A 21,227-nucleotide genomic window follows, 5' to 3' on the forward strand; every position below is an offset into this window, starting at 1 on the left:
CCGGGCGGAGCGCTTCGCCGGGAGCGGGGTAAACCGGGGGTCCGGCCCGCCCAGTAGACTGGGATGCATGTCTTCCTCCGTCCAGGCCCCCCTGCAAACCGAACCCGCCCCCGGTCCGCTTCAGGCGGTGCTGTGGGACATGGACGGAACCATCGTGGACACGGAGCCGTACTGGATCGCCGCGGAGAAGGACCTGGTGCACAGCTACGGCGGCTCGTGGACCGACTCTGACGCCGAGGCCATGGTTGGCCAGGCGCTGACCTTCAGCGCCGGACTCGTGCAGAACGCCGGCGTCCCGCTGAGCATCCGCGAGATCATCGACCGCCTCATCGGCCAGGTCACCGAGCAGGTCCGCCGCGAGGTTCCCTGGCGCCCCGGTGCCCGCGAACTCCTCGGCGAGCTGTCCGCCTCCGGCATTCCGTGCGTCCTGGTCACCATGTCCGAGGCCGTCCTGGCCGAGGAGATCTGCAGCCGGCTGCCCGCCGGCACGTTCTCCTTCCTGGTCACCGGCGACATGGTCCGGCAGGGAAAACCGCACCCCGAGCCGTATGAACTGGCCTTTAGCCGGCTGGCGGAACAGCTTCCGGACCTGGCCAAGGACCGCGTCGTGGCCATTGAAGACTCCTTCCCCGGAGTCACCTCCGCCCGCGCCGCCGGTCTTGTCACCCTGGGTGTTCCGCATTTCCTGCCGCTGCCTCCGGACGCCAGCCGGCATGAGTGGGAGACGCTGGCCGGGAAGACGGCGGCGGACCTGGCCTCCCTGCTGAGCACCGCCAACGCCGGGGCTGCCCGGTGAGCATCGGGCAGGGCGCCGGCACGCCCGCTCCGGTCCGGGACGGGATCCCGCTGGGCCGGATTGCCGGCGTCCCCGTGTACTTGGCCTATTCCTGGTTCATCATCGCGGCTTTGATCGTGGTCTTTTTCGGGCCGCTGGTCGGCCGGAGCTTCCCGTTCCTGGGGGCCGGCGCCTACGCCGTCGCCCTCGGCTACGCGATCCTGCTCCTGGTCTCCGTCCTCATCCATGAGCTGGCCCACGCCCTGACGGCCAAAGCGTACCGCTGGCCGACGGCGAAGATCGTCCTGACGTTGTGGGGCGGCCACACCCAGTTTGGGCAGGTCCGATCCACCCCCGGCCCGTCGCTGCTGGTTGCGCTGGCCGGTCCCGCAGCGAATTTCCTGCTCGCCGGGGCCGGCTGGCTGCTCCTCCTCGCGGCTCCGCTTCCTCCGGTGGCAGCGCTGCTGACGGAGATTCTGATCTGGGCCAACCTGCTGGTGGCCATCTTCAACATCCTGCCCGGGCTTCCGCTGGACGGCGGGCGCATCGTTGAATCAGCCGTGTGGAAAGCCACCGGATCCCAGGACAGGGGCACAGTGGCAGCCGGTTACGCCGGACGCATCATCGCCCTGGCCCTGGCCGCCGCCGTCATCCTGCCGCCGTACCTGCGGCAGGAAAGCCCCGATCTGCAGGTGGTCCTGCTCACTGCCGTGGTCTCGGGATTCCTCTGGATGGGAGCCGGCGCCAGCATCAGCAATGCCCGTGTGCGGCTGCGGCTGCCCTCCATCAGCGCCGCCGCCCTGATGACTCCGGCAGTCTCCGTTCCGGCGGCCTCTCCCGTGGCCGGGGCCCGGGAACTGCTTGCCGGCCGTCCCGGCACCGCCCTGGTGATCACCGCACCGACCGGACAGCCCTGGGCCATTGCGGACCAGGACGCGCTGGCGCAGGTGCCGGAGCAGCTGGCCATGTCCACCCAGATCGACGCCGTCGCCCGGCCACTGGGACCCGGCGCCTATGTTCCTGCCGCCGCCGCGGGTTCTGAACTGGTGGACTATCTCGCTAAACTTCAGGGCAGCGAGTATGCAGTTATCGACCGGGACGGCGGGGTGGTGGGACTCCTGACCCAGGCAGCTGTCCTGAACGCCATCTCGGCCAAGCCGAACCGGCCCCGCAGCTCCTGAGGCACTCCCGCACCGGCATCCCGGCCCCGTCTTCCCCGTTGACCCGGGGACCCGGACGCCGGCGCTGCCGGCGGAGCGCCCGCTCCACCCCTCGAACTTCACCCCCACCACCGCGCACCACCTAGATCCAAAGGAACGTTACCCATGAACTCGGAGACCCCGGGCCAGACAGCCGCTACAGCTCCCCACGGCGCCGACCACCGCAGGGGACCGCTGCGTCCGGGGGAGCGCGTCCAGCTCACCGACGAAAAGGGCCGGCACAACACCATCACCCTGACCGAAGGCGGCGCCTTCCACACGCACCGCGGATTCCTGCCGCATGACACGATGATCGGTGTTCCCGAAGGCACCATCGTCACGAACACCACCGGCCAGCAGTACCAGGTGCTGCGGCCGCTGCTGTCTGACTTCGTGCTGTCGATGCCGCGAGGCGCCGCCGTCGTCTACCCCAAGGACGCCGGCCAGATTGTCACGATGGCAGACATCTACCCGGGTGCGCGCGTCGTCGAAGCCGGCGTCGGCTCGGGTGCGCTGAGCATCTCGCTGCTGCGCGCCGTCGGTGACTCCGGCTCCCTGCATTCGTTTGAGCGCCGGGAAGAATTCGCTGACATCGCCCGCGGCAACGTGGAAACCTTCTTCGGTGGCCCGCACCCGGCCTGGAACATCACGCTGGGAGACTTCCAGGAGGAGGTCGTCCGCACCGAAGCGCCCGGCAGCGTGGACCGGGTGGTCCTGGACATGCTGGCGCCGTGGGAATGCACCGACGCGGTGGCCACCGTCCTGGCTCCCGGCGGCGTGTGGATTTCCTATGTGGCAACCGTCACCCAGCTGTCCCGCACGGCGGAGGCCATCCGCGCCGACGGCCGGTTCACCGAACCCGACGGCTGGGAATCCATGGTCCGCGGCTGGCATCTGGAGGGCCTGGCCGTCCGGCCCGACCACCGCATGGTGGCCCACACCGGATTCCTGCTCACCGCCCGCCGCCTCGCCGAAGGCGCCACCGGACTGGTGGCCAAGCGCCGCGCCTCGAAGACCAACTTCAGCGAAGAGGACCTGAACGCGTGGACCCCTGCCGCCGTGGGAGAGCGCGAAGTCTCCGCCCACAAGCTGCGCCGGGCCGCCAAGGACGCCAGTTCGAAGATCCAGCGCGGCGCTCTGGAGAACGCCGAAAAGTACAACGCGGATAAGGACGGTACGCCGGAAATCCCCTAGCCGCAATCGGGTCGGCGGATAACTGACGGCCGACAAAGACAAGAGGTTGCAACCCGTGTGTTGCCTGCGCTGCTGGGCTATCGTCAAAGCTAGAGACCCTGCGCAACGTGAAGGTGGTCGCAACCATGGCTGAAGCAGAGAACACCATCGATTCCGGGGCCGACGATCCGCGGAATTATTTCCGCGGGCCCGGCGTGCAAGGCGCCGAGTCCCCGCAGCTGAACGTGCTGCGGGACAAGCTGCGGAACGTGGACCGGCAGCTGGCGGCACTGACACACAACAACGCCCGGCTGGTGGCGATGCTGGAGACGGCGAAGGCGGAGATCATCCGCCTCAAGGACGCCCTCGAAAAGGAGGGCGCCACGCCCTTCAGCTTCGCCACCGTCATCGCGGTGAACCACCGGGTTCCCGCCAGCAGCGGCAGGACGACCACCGCAGCCGTCCAGGACAACCTGGACATTGTGCAGTCCGGCCGGAAACTGCGGGTGTCGGTCAGTCCGCTGCTGGACATGAACCAAATAGTTCCAGGCCAGGAAGTGCTCCTGAACGAATCCCTGGTGGCCGTGGCTTCGCTGGGTTTCGAGCGCAGCGGCGAGCTGTTCACCGTGAAGGAGCTCCTGGGCAGCGACCGGTGCCTGGTGATCGGACGGGCCGACGACGAACGCGTGGTCCGGCTCAACGGGCCCCTGGAGGCCGAAAAGGTGCGGGTCGGCGACGCCCTGACGGTCGACACCCGGATCGGCTACGCGCTGGAGAAGATCCCGCGCAGCGAGGTCGAGAACCTCGTCCTGGAGGAGGTTCCGGACATCTCCTACTCCGACATCGGCGGGCTCGGCCCGCAGATCGAGCAGATCCGCGACGCCGTTGAACTGCCGTTCCTGCACCCGGACCTGTACCGGGAACACGGGCTGAAGGCGCCGAAGGGCATCCTGCTCTACGGCCCTCCCGGCTGCGGCAAGACCCTGATCGCCAAGGCGGTGGCGCACTCCCTGGCGGCCCGCGTCATGGAGCAGACGGGCACCCTGGGAACCCGCAGCTACTTCCTGAACATCAAGGGCCCCGAGCTGCTGGACAAGTACGTGGGGGAGACGGAGCGGCACATCCGCCTGATCTTCGCCCGGGCCCGGGAAAAGGCCTCCGGCGGCAGCCCCGTGGTGGTGTTCTTCGACGAGATGGACTCCCTTTTTCGCACGCGCGGCACCGGCATCTCTTCCGACGTCGAAACGACCATCGTCCCCCAGCTGCTCTCGGAGATCGACGGCGTGGAGAAGCTGGAGAACGTCATCGTCATCGGTGCCTCCAACCGCGAGGACATGATCGATCCGGCGATCCTGCGGCCGGGCCGCCTCGACGTGAAGATCAAGATCCTGCGCCCCGACGCCGAAGGGGCGGCCGAGATCTTCGCCAAGTACCTCACTTCCAATCTGCCCCTGCACCGCGAGGACCTCGCGGAAAACGGCTACGATCCGGAGGTGACCGTCCGGGAGATGATCCGGCGGACCGTGGAAAAGATGTACGCCGAGGACAAGTCCAACGAGTACTTGGAAGTCACCTACGCCAACGGCGACACGGAAATGCTCTACTTCAAGGATTTCAACTCCGGAGCGGTGATCCAGAACGTGGTGGACCGGGCCAAGAAGTACGCCATCAAGGATCTGCTGACCCTGCACCAACGCGGCCTGCGGATCGACCACCTCATGCGGGCGGTGGTGGACGAGTTCCGGGAGCACGAAGACATGCCCAACACCACCAATCCGGACGACTGGGCACGCATTTCGGGCAAGAAAGGCGAGCGCATCACGTACATCCGCACGATCATCCAGGGCAAGGCGGGACAGGAACCCGGACGCACCATCGAAACCGCCGCCAACCCCGGACAGTATCTGTGAGTGTTCGCCGTGTCATGGGCACGGAAACCGAATACGGCGTGTTGGCGCCGGCCCTGCCGGCAGCCAACGCAACGGTCCTGTCCAGCCAGATCATCAACGCCTATGCCGCCACCCGGCGCAGCGGCATGGGCAACCTGTCCGGAACCCGCTGGGACTACACCGACGAAGCGCCGCTGAACGACGCCCGCGGATTCACGGTGCCCCGCACGGCAGCTGATCCGACCCAGCTCACGGACGCGCCTCCGGTCCTCGACGCGGAGCAGATCGCCATGGAGGGCGGCGGCCCCGCTGCCCTCTACGGGGAGCAGTCCACGGAGAACCCCGTCCTGATGAACATGGTGCTCTCCAACGGGGCCCGGCTGTACGTCGACCACGCCCATCCGGAATACTCCTCGCCGGAGGTGACGACCCCGCGCGACGCGGTGCTGTGGGACAAAGCCGGCGACGCCGTCGTGCTGGCGGCGATGCGGCACATAGCCGCGGCGCCGGGCTTCTCCCCGGTGAATCTGTACAAGAACAACACCGACAGCAAAGGCGCCTCCTACGGCTCGCACGAGAACTACCTGGTGCCGCGCAGCGTTCCGTTTTCCGATTTGGTCCAGGGCCTGGTGCCCTTCTTCGTCAGCCGGCAGGTCCTTGTCGGCTCCGGCCGGGTGGGAATGGGCACCAACAACCAGCGCCAGGGCTATCAGCTGAGCCAGCGGGCCGATTTCTTCGAAGCCGAGGTCGGCCTGGAGACCACCATCCGGCGGCCCATCGTGAACACCCGCGACGAACCCCACGCGGTGGCGGAAAAATACCGGCGGCTGCACGTCATCATCGGCGACGCCAACCTCAGCGAGGTTTCGGCGCTGCTGAAGGTGGGCACCACCTCCATTGTGCTGTCCATGATCGAGGCGGGCACCGGGCCCGGGGTGGAGCTGCGGGATCCGGTGGGATCCCTGCAGGCCATCAGCCACGACCCCACGCTGCAGCAGCTGGTGGAGCTGAAGGACGGACGGATGATCACCGGCCTGGACCTGCAGGAGATCTATCTGGAGGCCGCCGCCCGGCACTGCCGCAGCCGCGGAGCCGACGCCGCCACCGAAGACATCCTCACCCGCTGGACCTCGCTGGTGGGGGTCCTGAAACGCGATCCGCTGGAAGCCGCCTCTTCCGTGGACTGGGTGGCCAAACTCCGGCTGCTGCAGGCCTACCGGGACCGTGACGGCCTGGCCTGGTCCGACGCCCGGCTGCACCTGGTGGACCTGCAGTACTCCGACATGCGGCCGGAGAAGGGGCTCTACTACCGGCTGGCCGCCCGCGGCCAGATGGAGCGGATCCTGACCGACGAGGAAATTGCCCGCGCCGTCACCGAACCGCCGGATGACACCCGCGCCTATTTCCGCGGCAAGTGCGTCAGCCGCTTTCCGAACCAGGTGGTGGGGGCGAGCTGGGATTCCATCATCTTTGAGCTGCCCTCGCACCGGCGGCTGCAGCGCATTCCGACCCGGGAACCGCTCCGGGGGACCCGGGCGCTGACGGAGGAGTTGTTCGAAGCTTCGTCCGATGCGGAGGATTTTGTCGCCAGACTCCTGACCGGTCCCGAACATAGCGTGGCACCATAGGACTAGCAGGGCAGCGTCAGGACCTGGCAGGATCCGCCAGGACCAGTAAAAGGGCCGGAATCCGGCCGGGAAAGGCAATGATCATGGCAACCCAGGACCGCAAGAGCACCGGAGCCCGCACCGAAGAGGAGCTGGAGGAGACGCCCCCGCCGACAGCCGAACCGGAAGCGGCGGCCACCGCCCAGACCGAAGGCGTGGACGACCTTTTGGACGAAATCGACGGCGTGCTGGAAAACAACGCCGAGGAATTTGTCCGGGGATTCATCCAAAAGGGCGGACAGTAGCGGATGACCTACCGGGATCCCGCAGCAGAGGTAAACGGGGCGGCCCCGCCGTCCTTCAGCGACCATTTGGCCCGGCACCACCCCGACCTGCTGCCGTCAGCCCGCCGGCTGGGCACCGCCCCGGCCGGATCGGCGTCGGCGGCGGCACCGCAGGCCACCACCATCGTTTCGCTCACCTACGCCGGCGGCGTGCTGATGGCCGGCGACCGGCGCGCCACCATGGGCAACATGATCGCCAGCCGGCACATCAAGAAGGTCTTTCCGGCGGACAACTACTCGGTGGTGGGCATCGCCGGCACCGCAGGGCTTGCCCTGGACATGATCCGGCTGTTTCAGGTGGAACTGGAGCACTACGACAAGATCGAGGGCACCCCCATGAGCCTGGACGGCAAGTCCAACCGGCTCGCCGCAATGGTGCGGTCGAATCTGCCCCTGGCCCTGCAGGGCCTGGCCGTGGTCCCGCTGTTCGCCGGTTACGACACCGAGCGCCACGTCGGCAGGCTCTTCTCCTATGACGTCACCGGGGGCCGGTACGAGGAATATGAACACCACAGCGTGGGCTCCGGCTCGGTGTTCGCCCGCGGCGCCCTCAAGAAGCTCTGGCGTCCGGGGCTGGACGAGGAACAGGCAGTCGCCGTCGCCATCGAATCGCTCTACGACGCAGCCGACGACGACTCCGCCACCGGGGGACCGGATCTGGTCCGTCAGCTGTGGCCGGTGGTCTACGTGGTCAACAGTGCCGGAAACCGGGAAATCCCGGAGCGGGAACTGCAACTGATGGCGCGGGAGCTTGTTGACCGCCGCTCCGTCGCCGGACGGGAGAGCTGACCATGACGCAGCAGTTCTACGTCTCCCCCGAACAGCTGATGAAGGACCGGGCGGACTTCGCCCGGAAAGGGATCGCCAGGGGCCGGTCGGTGGTGGTGCTCACCTGCCGCGACGGAATCGCCCTCGTGGCCGAGAACCCCTCGCCGTCACTGCACAAGCTCGGCGAAATCTACGACCGGATCGGCTTCGCCGCCGTGGGCAAGTACAACGAGTTCGAGAGCCTTCGGCAGGCCGGTGTCCGGTACGCCGATGTCCGCGGCTACTCCTACTCCCGTGAGGACGTCTCCGCCCGCGGCCTGGCCAGCGTCTATGCCCAAAGCCTGGGGTCGGTTTTCACCACCGAGGGCAAACCCTTCGAGGTGGAACTGGCTGTTGCCGAGGTGGGGACCGAGCCCTATGAGGACCACCTGTACCGGCTGACGTTCGACGGTTCCATCGCTGACGAAAGCAACTTCGTGGTCATGGGCGGCCAGGCGGAAGTGGTTCGCGAGGCCCTGGCCCGGACCTGGAACCAGGACACCGGCTTTCCCGAGGCCGTCCGCACAGCGGTCGCCGCCCTCTCCGCCACCCGCAGCCCCGCCGGTCCGGCGGCCGGCGAGGCAGCGCCCAACGGCAACGGATCCGCGCCGTCCGGCTACGGCGGCGGTGAGGCCGTGCCGCCGGAACCCGACCGGCTCGGCGCCGGCCTGCTGGAAGTGGCATTTTTGGACCGTTCCCCGCTCTCCTCCCGGGGCACCGTCCGGGCATTCAGGCGAATCAACACAGTGGAGCTGGACCGCTTGCTGGCCGGCCCGGAGGGAGACTGATGGACCGCAGGATTTTTGGGATTGAAACTGAATTCGGAATCGCATACTCCGGTCCGGACTCCCGCCCGCTGTCGCCGGAAGAGGTGGCCCGCTACCTGTTTCGGAAAGTCGTCAGCTGGGGGCGGTCCTCCAACGTCTTCCTGACCAACGGATCCCGTCTTTATCTGGATGTGGGGTCCCATCCGGAGTACGCGACGGCGGAGTGCGATGACCTGGCGCAGCTCGTGGCCCACGACCGGGCCGGCGAACTGATCCTCGACGACCTGGTGGAGGAAGCCGAGGACCGGCTGCGGGCCGAGGGGTTCAACGGCAGCGTCTACCTGTTCAAGAACAACACCGATTCCGCCGGGAACTCCTACGGCAGCCACGAAAACTACCTCATCCCGCGGCGGCTGGAGTTCTCCCGCCTGGCGGACATCCTGATCCCGTTCCTCGTGACCCGCCAGTTGCTGGTGGGTGCGGGCAAGGTGCTGAAGACCCAGTCCGGTTCGCTGTACGCCTTTTCCCAGCGGGCCGACCACATTTGGGAAGGGGTGTCCTCGGCCACCACCCGGTCACGGCCGATCATCAACACCCGGGACGAGCCCCACGCCGACGCCGAGCACTACCGCCGGCTGCATGTGATCGCCGGGGACTCCAACATGTCCGAGACCACCACCCTGCTCAAGGTGGGTTCCGTGGACCTGATGCTCCGCCTCATCGAGTCCGGAGCGGTGCTGCGCGACCTGCGGCTGGAAAACCCGATCCGGAGCATCCGTGAAATCTCCCATGACCTGACGGGACAAATGCCCCTGAAGCTGGCCAACGGCACCACCATGACCGCGCTGGAGCTGCAGCGGGTCTATCTGGCCCGCGTCCAGGACTTCGTGGCGGCAAACGGTGCCCACAACCGGCACGTTGAACGCGTGCTGGACCTCTGGGAGCGGACCCTTGACGCCATTGAATCCGGAGACACCTCCGGCATCGACACCGAGATTGACTGGGCGATCAAGAAAAAGCTCGTGGACCGGTATGCCGAACGGCATTCGTTGGAACTGACCTCGCCGCGCCTGGCCCAGCTTGACCTGACCTACCATGACATTTCTCGCCGCCGCGGACTCTTCTACCTCCTCCAGGCCCGCGGGGAAACCGCCCGGGTGGTTGAAGACAGCGACGTCAAGGAGGCTGTGGACGTCCCGCCGCAGAGCACCCGGGCCAAACTCCGCGGGGACTTCGTGCGCCGGGCGAAGGCCGCCAACCGTGACTTCACCGTGGACTGGGTTCACCTGAAACTCAACGACCGGGCACAGCAGACCGTCCTGTGCAAGGACCCCTTTGCCGCCGTCGATGAACGGGTTGAAGCCCTGCTGGCGACGCTCTAGGAGCCCGCGGGCCGGGACCGGCTCCCGGCGGATTTCTCCGCTTTCACCCGCACCAAGGCAGCATTCAGGCAGAAACGCTACGCTGGACGGGACCGCCCGCTCCCGTTACCCCTGGCACGACCCGGGGACACTGCGGGCCCACCTGTCCACCACTGAAAGAAGTACTGTGCGAAAAGTACTAGCCATAAGCTTGTCCTCCCTGCTCCTCATCTCGGCCTGCTCCGGCGGGGAAGCGACCGGTGCCGCGGGCAAATCCGCAGGCCAGGCCGGAGTTTTTGACTCCGTGAAGGTCAAGGTCGAGGATCAGGACACCGTACCCGAGGTGGAGTTCGATGCTCCGCTGGAGATCACCGAAAGTGCGGCGAAGATCGTCTACACCGGCGACGGCGACACCGTTGCCGAAGGCCAGAGCATCACCTTTAAGTTCGTGGCGCTGAACGCCGAAGACGGCAGTGTCCTCGGCGACACCTACGAGGATGCCGCGTCGGCGCTGCCCGTCAACGAGCAGCTGAAGGAACAGGACCCGGCGCTGTACGAGGTCCTGCTGGGCGCCAAGGTCGGCTCGCAGGTCGCCTATGCCTTCCCTGATGCCCAGGCCGCCGCCCAGTCGGAGGGTGCCGAAACCGAGCAGGCAGCCCAGCCCACCCAGGTGATGGTGCTGAGCATCCAGAGCACCCAGGACACCGTGGCCACGCTGTCGCCGGACGAGGCTGCGTCCCGCAAGGCCGAAGGCAACCTGCTGATGAGCCCTGAGGATGTCTCCGCGCTGGAAACCGACGGCAAGCTGCCCAAGGTCAGCTTCGGCGAGGACGGCGTTCCCGCCGTCGAAATCCCGGAGAACATGGAAGAGCCCGACAAGCTGATCGTCAAGGTCCTCGAAGAGGGCGAGGGCGCGGCTGTAGAAGAAACCGGCACCGTGAAGGTCGACTACCTCGGCGTTTCCCAGCGGGACGGCAGCACCTTCGACTCCAGTTACGAACGCGGCGAGCCGGCGGAGTTCCCGCTCGACGGCGTCATCCCCGGCTGGACCCACGGCCTGGCCGGCCAGAAGGCCGGCTCCAAGGTCCTGCTGGTCCTTCCGTCCGAGCTGGCCTACGGCGATCCCGCACCCAGCGGCAACCCGGCCGGACCGCTCGTATTTGTCGTGGACATCCAGGAAGTCAAGTAGCGTTAGAACCGAACACGACGTTTGACGCGGCACCGCCGCAGCAAGGAGCACCATGTCATTTGGAAAGCGTGAATACGACCGCCAGAAGCCGGAGATCGACTTCCCGGAGCACGAGGCTCCCACGGAGCTTCGCATCGAAGACATCGTGGTCGGCGACGGCCCCGAGGCCAAGCCCGGGGACACCGTCTCCACCCACTACGTGGGCGTTGCGTTCTCCACCGGTGAAGAGTTCGACGCATCGTGGAACCGCGGCACCCCGCTGGACTTCCGCGTGGGCGTGGGCCAGGTCATCGAGGGCTGGGACCAGGGCCTGCTGGGCATGAAGGTCGGCGGCCGCCGCCGACTCGAGATTCCCGCCCACATGGCCTACGGCGACAGCGGTGCCGGTTCGGCAGTTGCTCCCGGCGAATCGTTGATCTTCGTGGTTGACCTGCTGGGCGTCCGCTAACCCGGCACCCCGGCAGAACAGGCGGGTCCGCAGCTGCACTGCAGCAGCGGACCCGCCTTTTTCGCGTCTGCTCCCGGCGCTGTCCGCCGCGTCTGCGCTCCGCCGCCCGGCGCGGTAGATTGGCTTCCGTGCCCGCCAACAGAACCGAACGCCTCCTGACCCTGGTCATTGTCCTGCTGTCCACCCGCAGGGGTTTCACCAAGCACGAACTGTTCGACGAAATCGAGCTCTACGGCGAAGCGCCGTCCACCGCCGCCCGGGAAAAGCTCTTCGACCGTGACAAGGCCTTCCTGCGCGAACAGGGCATTCCCGTGGAGTCCTACAGCGAGGAAACGCTCTACGACCAGGACAACTCGGTGCGCCGGTACCGCATTCGAGCCGATGCCTACCGGCTTCCCGGCGTGCGGTTCAGCCCCGAGGAATCAGCCGTCCTGGCCCTGGCGGCAAGCATGTGGGAGCAGGCGTCGCTGGGCTCGGCAGCGGCACGGGCGCTGCGCAAGCTCCAAGCCCGCGGCGTGGTGGCCGACGGCGCCGCCGCGAGCCCCCTGCAGCCCCGGATCCGCACCAACGACCCAAACTTTGACACCGTCTGGAAAGCCACGACCACCCGCACGCCCATTTCCTTCGGCTACCGCCCGGCGGCACGCACCGGCAGCGCAGGAGGGAAGGCGAAACCGGGCCGGCGGCGGAGCACCCGCCGGCACGTGCAGCCGTGGGGGATGGGCAGCCGCTTCGGGCATTGGTACGTGGTCGGATGGGACCTGGACCGCGGAGCCGAGCGCTTTTTCCGGCTGTCCCGGATGACGACGCCGGTGGCCCTGGAAGCGGGCAGCTACGACGTTCCGGAGGACTTCGACATTGAGGCCTCACTGGCATCGCTGGACCGGGTGTTCGCCCCGGTCACGGCCGTGGTGGAAGCCCGGGAGGGTGCGGCTGCCGAGCTGCGGCTGCGCGCCGACGGACCGGCCCGGCCGGAAAGTGCGACGGGGGACAGGGCCGGGGACAGGGCCGGGGACCGCACGGGCTGGGACGTACTGTCGCTGACCGTCCCGGACCTGGACGCCCTGGCGGCCGACACGGCCGGGCTGGGGGCCAGCGCCGTCGCAGTGGAGCCGGCGGAATTCCGGCAGTCGGTCGCGGAGCTCCTGCGGCTGGCCCTGGCGGCCCAGCTCAAACCCGTGCCGGCCTTCACCCTTGTCCGCCGCACCCCGGCGCCCGCGTCCAGCTCGACGGCAGCTCAGAGCCACCTGACGCGCCTGCTTGACCTTGTGCCTTACATCCTGGGGAACCAGGGTGCGGACATGGAGCAGACGGCACAGCGCTTTGGCGTCAGCGCCGCCCAGCTGGCAAGCGACCTGAACCTGCTCTTCGTCAGCGGCCCCCGGCACTATCCCAACGGGCTGATGGACGTGAACTTCGAAAACGGCCAGATTTTCATCGACAACGCCCAGGACCTCTCCGAACCCGTCCGGCTGGGCATGGATGAGGCAGCCGCACTCATTGTCGGTCTCGAAACGCTCTCGTCCCTTCCGGGGGTCGGCAGCACCCCGGCATTGACCAGTGCCCTGGCCAAGCTCAGCGAGGCGGCCGGGGAATCGGGACGGGTCGGCACCGCCGTCGCCGCCCGGCTCACGGAACCCGAAGGCACCGCCGGCGTGCTGGACCAGCTGCAGCAGGCTATCACCGGCCGCCGGCAGCTGGAATTGCGTTATCTGGTGCCCAGCCGCGACGAGGTCACCGACCGCACAGTGGACCCGCGGCGGCTCTTCTCCGTCAACGACCGCTGGTACCTCGAGGCCTGGTGCCACCGTTCGGAAGGCGTGCGGAACTTCCGGGTGGACCGCATCCACAACGTTACGGATTCCGGTCCGGCCTCCTGGCAGGGCCCCGATCCGGACAGCACTCCGGCCGGCCTCTTCCGGCCCAGCGCCGAAGATGAGCTGGTGACCCTGCTGCTGGAGCCCGCAGCCAGCTGGGTGGAGAGCGCGTACGACGCCGGACGCCGGGCTGATCTCGCGCGCGGGCGCACCGCGGTGGAGCTCCGTGTCGGGAACACCCGGTGGATTCCCGGCTTCATCGCCCGGCAGGGAGGCAGTGTCGTGGTGGCCGCCCCCGAGTCTCTGCGCCGGGAGACGCAGGAGTGGCTCCGCGCTGCGCTGGCGAACTACGAACCGCCCGCTGACGGGGTTCCGGCGTCGAACGGCTGACTCCGCCGGCCCTCCTGCTGTGAGGCGCGCTGCGGCGATGCGTCCCGCAGCGGCTGCCCGCACTATGCTGGACTCATGCCTTGGTGGTCCTGGATTTTGATATGGGCGGCGCTCATCGTCGCCGCAGCCGCTTTTTACGCCCTCATCGGCTGGCGGATCTTCCGCAAGCTCATGGCGACATTGCGGGAAGCGGAGACTGCGGTCTCGTCGCTGGCAGTTTCAGCACCCGCCGCTGCGCCGCCTGCAGAGAAGTCTCCCGACGCTGAACTCGGGATTTTTGCGGATCCAATCCTGGTGAAGGTCCGCTACGAAGAAGGAAAAGAGGCGCGCCAGGCCGGCCGCCGGGAACGCCGGATCAGCCGGCGCCTGGCCAACGGGCAGCCCCGCGCCCTGCGGGACTTTCCAGGACTCTGACGTAAACTGTCTCAAAACGAAAGGACACCCGGCATGAACGGTATTCAAGGCTGGCACATTGTAATCCTGGTCGTTCTGGCCCTTCTGCTCTTCGGCGCACCCAAACTTCCCGGACTGGCCCGCAGCATGGGGCAGTCCCTGCGGATTTTCAAGTCCGAGGTCCGCCAGATGAAGGACGAAAACCCGTCCGATTCCACGCCCGAAGAGACGGTGGAGGGCCGGATCGTCACCAACCCGCCCGCCGGAGCATCCGGGGTCCAGACGCCGCCGGCGGCACCGCGTGCCTCCGGAACAACCGGGACAACCGGTCCGGATCAGCGCCCCGCGGGTAACCCGCCCACCGGCCTGTAACGGCCGTGGCGCTGACCAAAGGGCGCAATTCCAACCCTGAGGGTCGGATGGCCCTCAAGGAGCACCTGCGGGAAGCCCGCAACCGTCTGTTCAAGGCCGGCATTGCCGTGGTCCTCGGCACGGTTGCCGGGTTCTTCCTGTACATGCCGGTCTTTAATGCCCTGACCCGTCCGGTCCTGGACGTGGGCAACCAGGAGGGGCGCTTCGCCACGATCAACTTCGAGGGCGTGGCGACACCCTTTGACCAGATGATCCAGGTCTCGGTCTTTATCGGACTGCTGCTGTCCTGCCCGGTGTGGCTGTACCAGCTGTGGGCCTTCATTACCCCCGGGCTCAAGACCAAGGAACGGCGCATGACCCTCGGGTTCATGGCTGCCTCAGTGCCGCTGTTCCTGGGCGGCGTGTACCTGGCCTGGCTGCTTCTGCCCAGCGCCATTGAGGTGCTCACCGGCTTCACGCCCGAGGGCAGCGCCAACGTCATCACCGCTACGGTGTACCTGGCCTTCGTGATCCGCCTCCTGCTGGCCTTCGGCATCGCTTTCCTGATTCCGGTGGTGCTGGTGGGCCTGAACATGGCCGGCATCCTCCGGGGGAAAACGATCGTCAAGTACTGGCGCATCACTATCTTCCTGATCTGCGTCTTCGCTGCCATGGCAGCACCCGGCGGCGACGCCCTCACCATGTTCTACATGGCTGCGCCGCTGCTGGTGCTTTTCGCGGCCGCAGTGGGAATCTGCCTTGTCAACGACAGGCGCCGGGATCGCCGGAACGCGGCCCGCGAAGCGGCCGTCAGCGCAAGCGCCGACACCGCCACTCCGCTGGAGAACCTGTAAGGCGCTGCCGGCAGTGCGGTTCGGACTTTCAGCCCAAGGCGGAGCCCCGGGTCCGGACGCGCGGCCGGGGGCGGGCAGAGTCTAGGCTGGGAACATGACTTCCCCGTCGGAGCGGTACAGAGCCGCGAAACAACTCGCCGAACACTCCAAGACCAAGCTGGCGGTCTTCGAGCAGCAGCTCGGGTTTGACCTTGACCCTTTCCAGACGGATGCCTGCCGCTCCGTGGAGGCCGGCCGCGGCGTCCTGGTGGCCGCCCCCACCGGTGCGGGAAAGACCGTGGTGGGGGAGTTCGCCGTCTACATGGCCCTCGAGCGCGGGCTCAAGGCGTTTTATACGACACCCATCAAGGCCCTGAGCAACCAGAAGTACCTGGAGCTCTCGGCGTCCTACGGTGCGGAACGGGTTGGCCTGCTGACCGGCGACACCAGCATCAACCCGGACGCCGACGTCGTCGTCATGACCACCGAAGTGCTGCGGAACATGCTGTACTCCAACTCCGCCACCCTGGATGACCTGGGTTATGTCGTGATGGATGAAGTGCACTACCTTGCGGACCGCTTCCGCGGTGCCGTCTGGGAAGAAGTCATCATCCACCTCCGCTCGGACGTGCAGCTGGTCTCGCTGAGCGCAACGGTCTCGAACGCCGAGGAATTCGGGGCCTGGCTGGACACTGTCCGGGGCGACACCGACGTCGTGGTTTCCGAGCACCGTCCCGTCCCGCTCTGGCAGCATGTAATGGTGGGCCGGGACATCATGGACCTGTTTGAATCCGATGTGTCCTTCGACGAGGCAGCCGAACCCGAGCAGCCTGCCGGCGTGCAGGAACGCTACCGGGTGAATCCCGAGCTGCTGGAGCTGGCGCGCGCCGAGTCGCGCATCAACCAGCGCGGACACTGGGGCGGTTCACGCGGTTCCTCCCGCGGGGGACGCCGGGACGCACCGCGCCGCGGGCACGCCGGGCCGCCGACCACCCGGATCCCGAAGGCCTCGCGCCCGGCCGTCATAGCCCAGCTCGAGAAGCGGGGCCTGCTGCCGGCCATCACCTTCATCTTCTCCCGCAACGGCTGCGAAGGTGCCGTCCGGCAGTGCGTCGAATCCGGCCTCTGGCTCACCAACGAGTCCGAGCGCCTGGCCATCGCCCGCATCGTGGACGAGGCCAGCCAGGACATCCCCGAGGACGATCTGGAAGTCCTGGGCTTCTGGACTTGGCGGGAGGGCCTGATCCGCGGATTCGCCGCCCATCACGCCGGGATGCTGCCCACCTTCAAGGAAGTGGTGGAACGGCTCTTCACCGCCGGGCTGGTCCGCGCCGTCTTCGCCACTGAAACCCTGGCACTGGGAATCAACATGCCCGCGCGCACCGTGGTCCTGGAAAAATTGGACAAGTTCAACGGCGAGGCGCACGTGGACATCACGGCGGGGGAGTACACCCAGCTCACCGGCCGCGCCGGCCGCCGGGGCATCGACGTCGAGGGCCACGCCGTGGTCCTGTGGCAGCCGGGCACCGATCCGGCCGCCGTCGCCGGTCTTGCCTCCCGGCGGACCTATCCGCTGAACTCCAGTTTCCGGCCCACGTACAACATGAGCATCAACCTCATGGCCCAGTTTGGCCGTGAGCGCTCCCGCGAGATCCTGGAGTCCTCCTTCGCCCAGTTCCAGGCCGACCGCTCGGTCGTTGGCCTGGCCAAGCAGGTGCGGTCCCGGGAGGAATCCCTGGCCGGCTATGAAAAGGCCATGACCTGCCATCTGGGGGACTTCACCGAGTACGCGGCACTGCGCCGCCAACTCTCCGACGCCGAGGCGCAGGCCTCGAAGTCCCGCGCGCGGGACCGCCGGTCCGCCGTCGCCGCCTCGCTGGATGCCCTGGCCGCGGGCGACGTCATCCTGATTCCGGGCGGCCGGAACTCCGGCTATGCCGTGGTGCTGCCGCAGGACGCGCAGCAGGGCAGGGAGGCACGGACCACCGTCCTGACCGAGGACAAGCAGATCCGCCGGATCACCGCCTCCGAGCTGGACGGGGCCGTGGAAACCGTTTCGCACATCCGCATTCCGAAATCCTTCAACTCCCGGACAGCGAAGGACCGCCGTGATTTGGCCTCCTCGGTCCGCAACGCCCTGCATGATCACCGGCCCCCGCGTGCGGCAGCCAAACGCGGCGCGCTCCACCTGGCCGCCGACCGGCAGGAGCAGGCCATCACTGAACTGCGGCGGAAGATGCGCGCACACCCCTGCCACGGCTGCAGCGACCGGGAAAACCATGCCCGCTGGGCCGAACGCTGGTGGAAGCTGCGCCGGGAGACGGACACTCTCGCGGCGCAGATCCGAGGCCGCACCAACACCATCGCCAAGACCTTTGACCGTGTCTGCGATGTCCTGGGGCACTACGGCTACGTAGCTCCGGACGAGACCGGACGATCGGCGGTGACTCCGGCCGGCCAGAAGCTGCGCCGGATCTACGGTGAGAAGGACCTGCTGATCGCTTTGTCCCTGCAGCACGGCGCGTTCAGCGACGTCGATGCGGCTGAGCTGGCGGCGCTGGCCACGACCCTGGTCTACCAGGCCAAGCGCGAGGAGCGGGGCGTGCGGCCGCGGCTGCCCAGCGTCTCCCTCGAGGTTGCCATGGACCTCATCGTCCAGCAGTGGTCCCGCCTCACCGACATCGAGGAAGCGGAGCGGCTGCCGCAAACTGGGGAACCCGAGCTGGGCCTGGTGTGGCCGATGTACAAGTGGGCCAAGGGCAAACACCTGCAGCTGGCGCTCAACGGCACCGAGCTGGCCGCCGGTGACTTTGTGCGGTGGACCAAGCAGGTCATTGACCTGCTGGATCAGCTGGCCAAAGTTCCGGACCTGCCCGACGGGCTGCGCCGGCGCTGCATCGATGCCATCGGCCTGATCCGGCGCGGCGTCGTCGCCTACTCCGCGGTCAGCGAATAACCCGCCCGGCAAAGCCGCCCCGCAGCTCCCCGCCGTCCCGATCCGGTCGGCGGGGATCTTTCAACCACACAGCTACAGAAAACAGGTAAGTCCTTGAACACCCAGCCTCCTTCCGGAACCCCGCAGCTGACGCTCTACCGCAACGGGTCCGTCTACAGCGCGGCAGATCCGTTCGCCACGGCGATGCTGGTGGAGGGGGACACCGTGGCATGGGTCGGCTCCGAACACGCCGCCACCTCCATTCAGGACTCACGGATGACGGTCGTGGACCTGCAGGGCGCCCTCATCACTCCCGGGTTCGTTGACTCGCACGCGCACATCACCGAAACGGGAGCGGCGCTGTCCGCCCTGGACCTCTCCCGAGCGGCCTCGCTGGCGGAGCTCCTCGAGCTGGTGGCCAAGGCTGCCGCCGGCACTGAGGGGCTGCTCACAGGCTACGGCTGGGACGAATCGGCGTGGCCCGAGCGCCGGGTGCCGACGGCTGCGGAGCTGGACGCCGCCTCGGGGGACCGGCCCGTGTATCTGGCCCGGACCGACGTGCACTGCGCCGTCGTGTCCGGAACCCTCGCCGCCACCCTGAAACTGGCGGAGCACGATGGCTGGGACAACGGCTTCGTGGTGCGTGCCGCACACACCCTGGCCCGCACCGCCGCCCGCTCCCTGGACCTGGTGCAGCGGTCGCGCTATCAGCAGGCTGCGCTGAAGCACGCCGCCGGGCAGGGAATCATCGCCGTGACCGAAATGGCGGCGCCGCACATTGCGCCCGTCGAGGACCTGCGCCAGCTGATGGGCCTGGAGGGCTCGCTGGGCGCGGACCCCCTGCCGCAGGTGCTTCCCTACTGGGGACAGCTGGCACAGACCGAGGCGGAACTGGCCGAAATCACCGCACCCTTCGAAGGGCGGCTAATCGGGCTGGCCGGCGACTTGAATATCGACGGTTCCCTCGGCGCCCGGACCGCGGCCCTGCGCGCACCCTACACCGACGCCCCGGAGTCCAGCGGCACCCTGTACCTGAGCGCCGAGCAAGCCGGACGACACTTGGAACTGGCCACCCGCGCCGGTCTCCAGGGCGGTTTCCACGTCATCGGCGACGCCGGCCTGGACACGGTCCTGGCCGGGCTGCGGATCGCGGCCGACGCCGTGGGTGAGGACCGCATCCGTGCGTCGCACCACCGCATGGAACATTTGGAACTGGCCGACGACGGCGCCATCGCCGAATTGGTGCGCTTCGGCGCCGTCGCCAGCATGCAGGCCGGTTTCGACGCCGCCTGGGGCGGCACCGGCGGTCTCTACGAGCAGCGGCTGGGGGAGCGGAGCGGATCCATGAACCGGTTCGCGTCCCTCCTTTCGGCCGGCGTGATGGTTGCCCTTGGGTCGGACTCACCGGTGATCCCGATGAATCCCTGGGCCGCCGTCCGGGCCGCAATTTCCCATTCCAATCCGGCCGAGCGGATCTCCGCCCGGGCGGCTTTCATCGGCCATACCAGGGCCGGATGGCGGGCCGCAGGGGCCGGAAACTTCATGCTGGGCCAGCTGGCTCCGGGCGCGCCCGCGTCCTACGCCATCTGGGAAGTCGAGGAGCTGATGGTGCAGACCCCCGATGCCAAGGGTGCCTCCTGGAGCACCGATCCCCGGGCGGGCACCCCGCTGCTGCCGGCGCTGGATACCGGACACCAGCCGCGCTGCCTGCTGACCGTCCACGACGGCAGCGAACTCTACCGGGCGGTAGGTTTCTGAGTTCAGGCGCACCGAAAAGCCGCGGCGGCTCGCCCGCGTGACCTGCACCGTCGGTCAAAGTACCTAGTCAGAAGCTTGTTGACAGAGATCAGACAGCACGTAGGCTAAGGGAATCGCAGGCGGACTTCGGGGAACCGAATTTGCTGCGCAGGAAATACCGCACACCGCACCGCTGTGCCGACCGGGTACTCGGCGGCCAAAACCGGGTACCGACCAGGTACGCAGTGCGCACCAGGGCAGGCTCAACCGTCAGTAGAAAACAGCCCCGGCTTCGGCCGGGCTGGCCCGAAGGCGGCAGGGCCTGCCCTTGTGTGTGACCGGCGCGGCATTGGAGCTGGACGTTGGCGCAGGCTCACTCCCATATACTGGGAAGTCTTGCCGGGGTACCGACCCCACGGCTGCGTTCGTGCAGCCTATTCCCAATGAAAGGCGAATGCGTGCGCGTCCTGACCATCATCCCGACCTACAACGAGATCGAATCCCTCCCCAAGACGCTTCAGCGGCTGCGGGCGGCGGTGCCGGACTCGGATGTACTGATCGCGGACGATAACAGCCCGGACGGCACCGGCGCCTATGCGGACGGAATCGCCGCCGTCGATCCTCAGGTCCATGTCCTGCACCGCAGAGGCAAAGAGGGCCTCGGGGCAGCGTATATCGCCGGGTTCCGCTGGGGCCTGGCGCGGGACTACGACATCCTGGTGGAGATGGATGCCGACGGATCCCACAAACCCGAGCAGCTGCCGCTGCTGCTGGCCGCTGCCGAGGCAGGGGCGGATCTGGTCATCGGTTCGCGCTGGGTGCCCGGCGGATCCGTGGTCAACTGGCCGCTGCACCGCAAAATCCTGTCCAGGGGCGGAAGCACCTACTCCCGCCTGATGCTGGGAATCGGCGTCCGGGACATCACCGCCGGCTACCGGGCGTTCCAGCGCACCACCCTGGAAAAGCTGGACCTGAGTGCCGTGGAGTCAGTGGGCTACGGCTTCCAGGTGGACATGACGTTCCGTGTGGCCCGCCTCGGGCTGAGCATCAAGGAGGTGCCCATCACCTTCGTCGAGCGTGAGTTCGGCGCCTCCAAAATGAGCGGCAACATTGTCTTCGAAGCGATGGCCAACGTCACCAAGTGGGGCCTGGGTGCCCGCTGGAAGAAGCTGACCAAGCGCGGCTAACCCTTCGGGGTTAACAAAAGGGAGG

Annotated in this window: 18 protein-coding genes; all 18 read left to right on the forward strand. The window is 67.6% G+C overall.

What is annotated here, in order from left to right:
* The first annotated feature begins 67 nt into the window (after window positions 1-67).
* The 18 genes from QNN99_RS07390 (at window position 68) to QNN99_RS07475 (ending at window position 21,202) form a co-directional block, all read left to right on the forward strand.
* Window positions 68-796, forward strand: coding sequence for an HAD family hydrolase (locus tag QNN99_RS07390; RefSeq protein ID WP_229965822.1), 729 nt, complete (start codon window positions 68-70; stop codon window positions 794-796).
* On the forward strand, window positions 793-1,956 hold the full coding sequence (locus QNN99_RS07395; protein ID WP_229965823.1) for a site-2 protease family protein: 1,164 nt from the start codon (window positions 793-795) through the stop codon (window positions 1,954-1,956). Before QNN99_RS07390 ends, QNN99_RS07395 begins: the two co-directional genes overlap by 4 nt.
* Before the next feature lie 144 nt (window positions 1,957-2,100).
* Entirely contained in the window at window positions 2,101-3,168 is a 1,068-nt protein-coding gene (locus QNN99_RS07400) for a tRNA (adenine-N1)-methyltransferase (RefSeq protein WP_229965824.1), read from the forward strand.
* A 194-nt stretch (window positions 3,169-3,362) separates the two neighbouring features.
* A complete protein-coding gene (gene arc, locus QNN99_RS07405) occupies window positions 3,363-5,057 on the forward strand; it encodes a proteasome ATPase (protein ID WP_229965845.1) in 1,695 nt (564 codons plus the stop codon).
* Between the two features lie 14 nt (window positions 5,058-5,071).
* Window positions 5,072-6,664 carry a depupylase/deamidase Dop gene (gene dop / locus QNN99_RS07410; RefSeq protein ID WP_229965825.1) on the forward strand — a complete coding sequence of 531 codons (1,593 nt, stop codon included), beginning with the start codon at window positions 5,072-5,074 and terminating at the stop codon, window positions 6,662-6,664.
* Window positions 6,665-6,747: 83 nt separating this feature from the next.
* The gene (locus QNN99_RS07415) at window positions 6,748-6,948 is read left to right on the forward strand and encodes a ubiquitin-like protein Pup (RefSeq protein ID WP_229965826.1); all 201 of its coding nucleotides are present in this window, start codon (window positions 6,748-6,750) and stop codon (window positions 6,946-6,948) included.
* Between the two features lie 3 nt (window positions 6,949-6,951).
* Entirely contained in the window at window positions 6,952-7,776 is an 825-nt protein-coding gene (gene prcB, locus QNN99_RS07420; RefSeq protein WP_229965827.1) for a proteasome subunit beta, read from the forward strand.
* Window positions 7,777-7,778: 2 nt separating this feature from the next.
* Window positions 7,779-8,582, forward strand: coding sequence for a proteasome subunit alpha (gene prcA, locus QNN99_RS07425; protein ID WP_229965828.1), 804 nt, complete (start codon window positions 7,779-7,781; stop codon window positions 8,580-8,582).
* Window positions 8,582-9,943 carry a Pup--protein ligase gene (pafA, locus tag QNN99_RS07430; RefSeq protein ID WP_229965829.1) on the forward strand — a complete coding sequence of 454 codons (1,362 nt, stop codon included), beginning with the start codon at window positions 8,582-8,584 and terminating at the stop codon, window positions 9,941-9,943. The genes prcA and pafA overlap by 1 nt, the downstream gene beginning before the upstream one ends.
* Window positions 9,944-10,133: 190 nt before the next feature.
* A complete protein-coding gene (locus tag QNN99_RS07435) occupies window positions 10,134-11,111 on the forward strand; it encodes an FKBP-type peptidyl-prolyl cis-trans isomerase (RefSeq protein ID WP_229965830.1) in 978 nt (325 codons plus the stop codon).
* 52 nt (window positions 11,112-11,163) lie between these two features.
* The gene (locus QNN99_RS07440) at window positions 11,164-11,559 is read left to right on the forward strand and encodes an FKBP-type peptidyl-prolyl cis-trans isomerase (RefSeq protein WP_229965831.1); all 396 of its coding nucleotides are present in this window, start codon (window positions 11,164-11,166) and stop codon (window positions 11,557-11,559) included.
* 128 nt (window positions 11,560-11,687) lie between these two features.
* Window positions 11,688-13,766 (forward strand): helix-turn-helix transcriptional regulator, encoded by a 2,079-nt coding sequence (locus QNN99_RS07445; RefSeq protein WP_229965832.1) that lies wholly within the window; start codon window positions 11,688-11,690, stop codon window positions 13,764-13,766.
* Between the two features lie 75 nt (window positions 13,767-13,841).
* Window positions 13,842-14,180: a hypothetical protein gene (locus QNN99_RS07450; RefSeq protein WP_229965833.1), complete on the forward strand. Its 339-nt coding sequence runs from the start codon at window positions 13,842-13,844 to the stop codon at window positions 14,178-14,180.
* A gap of 33 nt (window positions 14,181-14,213) precedes the next feature.
* Window positions 14,214-14,531 (forward strand): Sec-independent protein translocase subunit TatA, encoded by a 318-nt coding sequence (tatA, locus tag QNN99_RS07455; protein WP_229965834.1) that lies wholly within the window; start codon window positions 14,214-14,216, stop codon window positions 14,529-14,531.
* Window positions 14,532-14,536: 5 nt separating this feature from the next.
* Complete coding sequence (gene tatC, locus QNN99_RS07460) at window positions 14,537-15,364, forward strand: twin-arginine translocase subunit TatC (protein WP_229965835.1); 828 nt, start codon at window positions 14,537-14,539, stop codon at window positions 15,362-15,364.
* A gap of 94 nt (window positions 15,365-15,458) precedes the next feature.
* The gene (locus QNN99_RS07465; protein WP_229965836.1) at window positions 15,459-18,299 is read left to right on the forward strand and encodes a DEAD/DEAH box helicase; all 2,841 of its coding nucleotides are present in this window, start codon (window positions 15,459-15,461) and stop codon (window positions 18,297-18,299) included.
* A 93-nt stretch (window positions 18,300-18,392) separates the two neighbouring features.
* A complete protein-coding gene (locus tag QNN99_RS07470) occupies window positions 18,393-20,036 on the forward strand; it encodes an amidohydrolase (RefSeq protein ID WP_229965837.1) in 1,644 nt (547 codons plus the stop codon).
* A 437-nt stretch (window positions 20,037-20,473) separates the two neighbouring features.
* Window positions 20,474-21,202: a polyprenol monophosphomannose synthase gene (locus QNN99_RS07475; protein WP_229965846.1), complete on the forward strand. Its 729-nt coding sequence runs from the start codon at window positions 20,474-20,476 to the stop codon at window positions 21,200-21,202.
* Window positions 21,203-21,227 lie beyond the last annotated feature (25 nt).

Source organism: Arthrobacter sp. zg.Y820, assembly GCF_030125555.1.
Lineage (GTDB): Bacteria > Actinomycetota > Actinomycetes > Actinomycetales > Micrococcaceae > Arthrobacter_B.

What these genes read in the sequence shown, in the direction of transcription:
- QNN99_RS07390 (WP_229965822.1), top strand. Translation starts at nt 68, where the DNA reads ATGTCTTCCTCCGTCCAGGCCCCCCTGCAAACCGAACCCGCCCCCGGT.
- QNN99_RS07400 (WP_229965824.1), top strand. Translation starts at nt 2,101, where the DNA reads ATGAACTCGGAGACCCCGGGCCAGACAGCCGCTACAGCTCCCCACGGC.
- dop (WP_229965825.1), top strand. Translation starts at nt 5,072, where the DNA reads ATGGGCACGGAAACCGAATACGGCGTGTTGGCGCCGGCCCTGCCGGCA.
- QNN99_RS07415 (WP_229965826.1), top strand. Translation starts at nt 6,748, where the DNA reads ATGGCAACCCAGGACCGCAAGAGCACCGGAGCCCGCACCGAAGAGGAG.
- prcB (WP_229965827.1), top strand. Translation starts at nt 6,952, where the DNA reads ATGACCTACCGGGATCCCGCAGCAGAGGTAAACGGGGCGGCCCCGCCG.
- prcA (WP_229965828.1), top strand. Translation starts at nt 7,779, where the DNA reads ATGACGCAGCAGTTCTACGTCTCCCCCGAACAGCTGATGAAGGACCGG.
- pafA (WP_229965829.1), top strand. Translation starts at nt 8,582, where the DNA reads ATGGACCGCAGGATTTTTGGGATTGAAACTGAATTCGGAATCGCATAC.
- QNN99_RS07440 (WP_229965831.1), top strand. Translation starts at nt 11,164, where the DNA reads ATGTCATTTGGAAAGCGTGAATACGACCGCCAGAAGCCGGAGATCGAC.
- QNN99_RS07450 (WP_229965833.1), top strand. Translation starts at nt 13,842, where the DNA reads ATGCCTTGGTGGTCCTGGATTTTGATATGGGCGGCGCTCATCGTCGCC.
- tatA (WP_229965834.1), top strand. Translation starts at nt 14,214, where the DNA reads ATGAACGGTATTCAAGGCTGGCACATTGTAATCCTGGTCGTTCTGGCC.
- QNN99_RS07465 (WP_229965836.1), top strand. Translation starts at nt 15,459, where the DNA reads ATGACTTCCCCGTCGGAGCGGTACAGAGCCGCGAAACAACTCGCCGAA.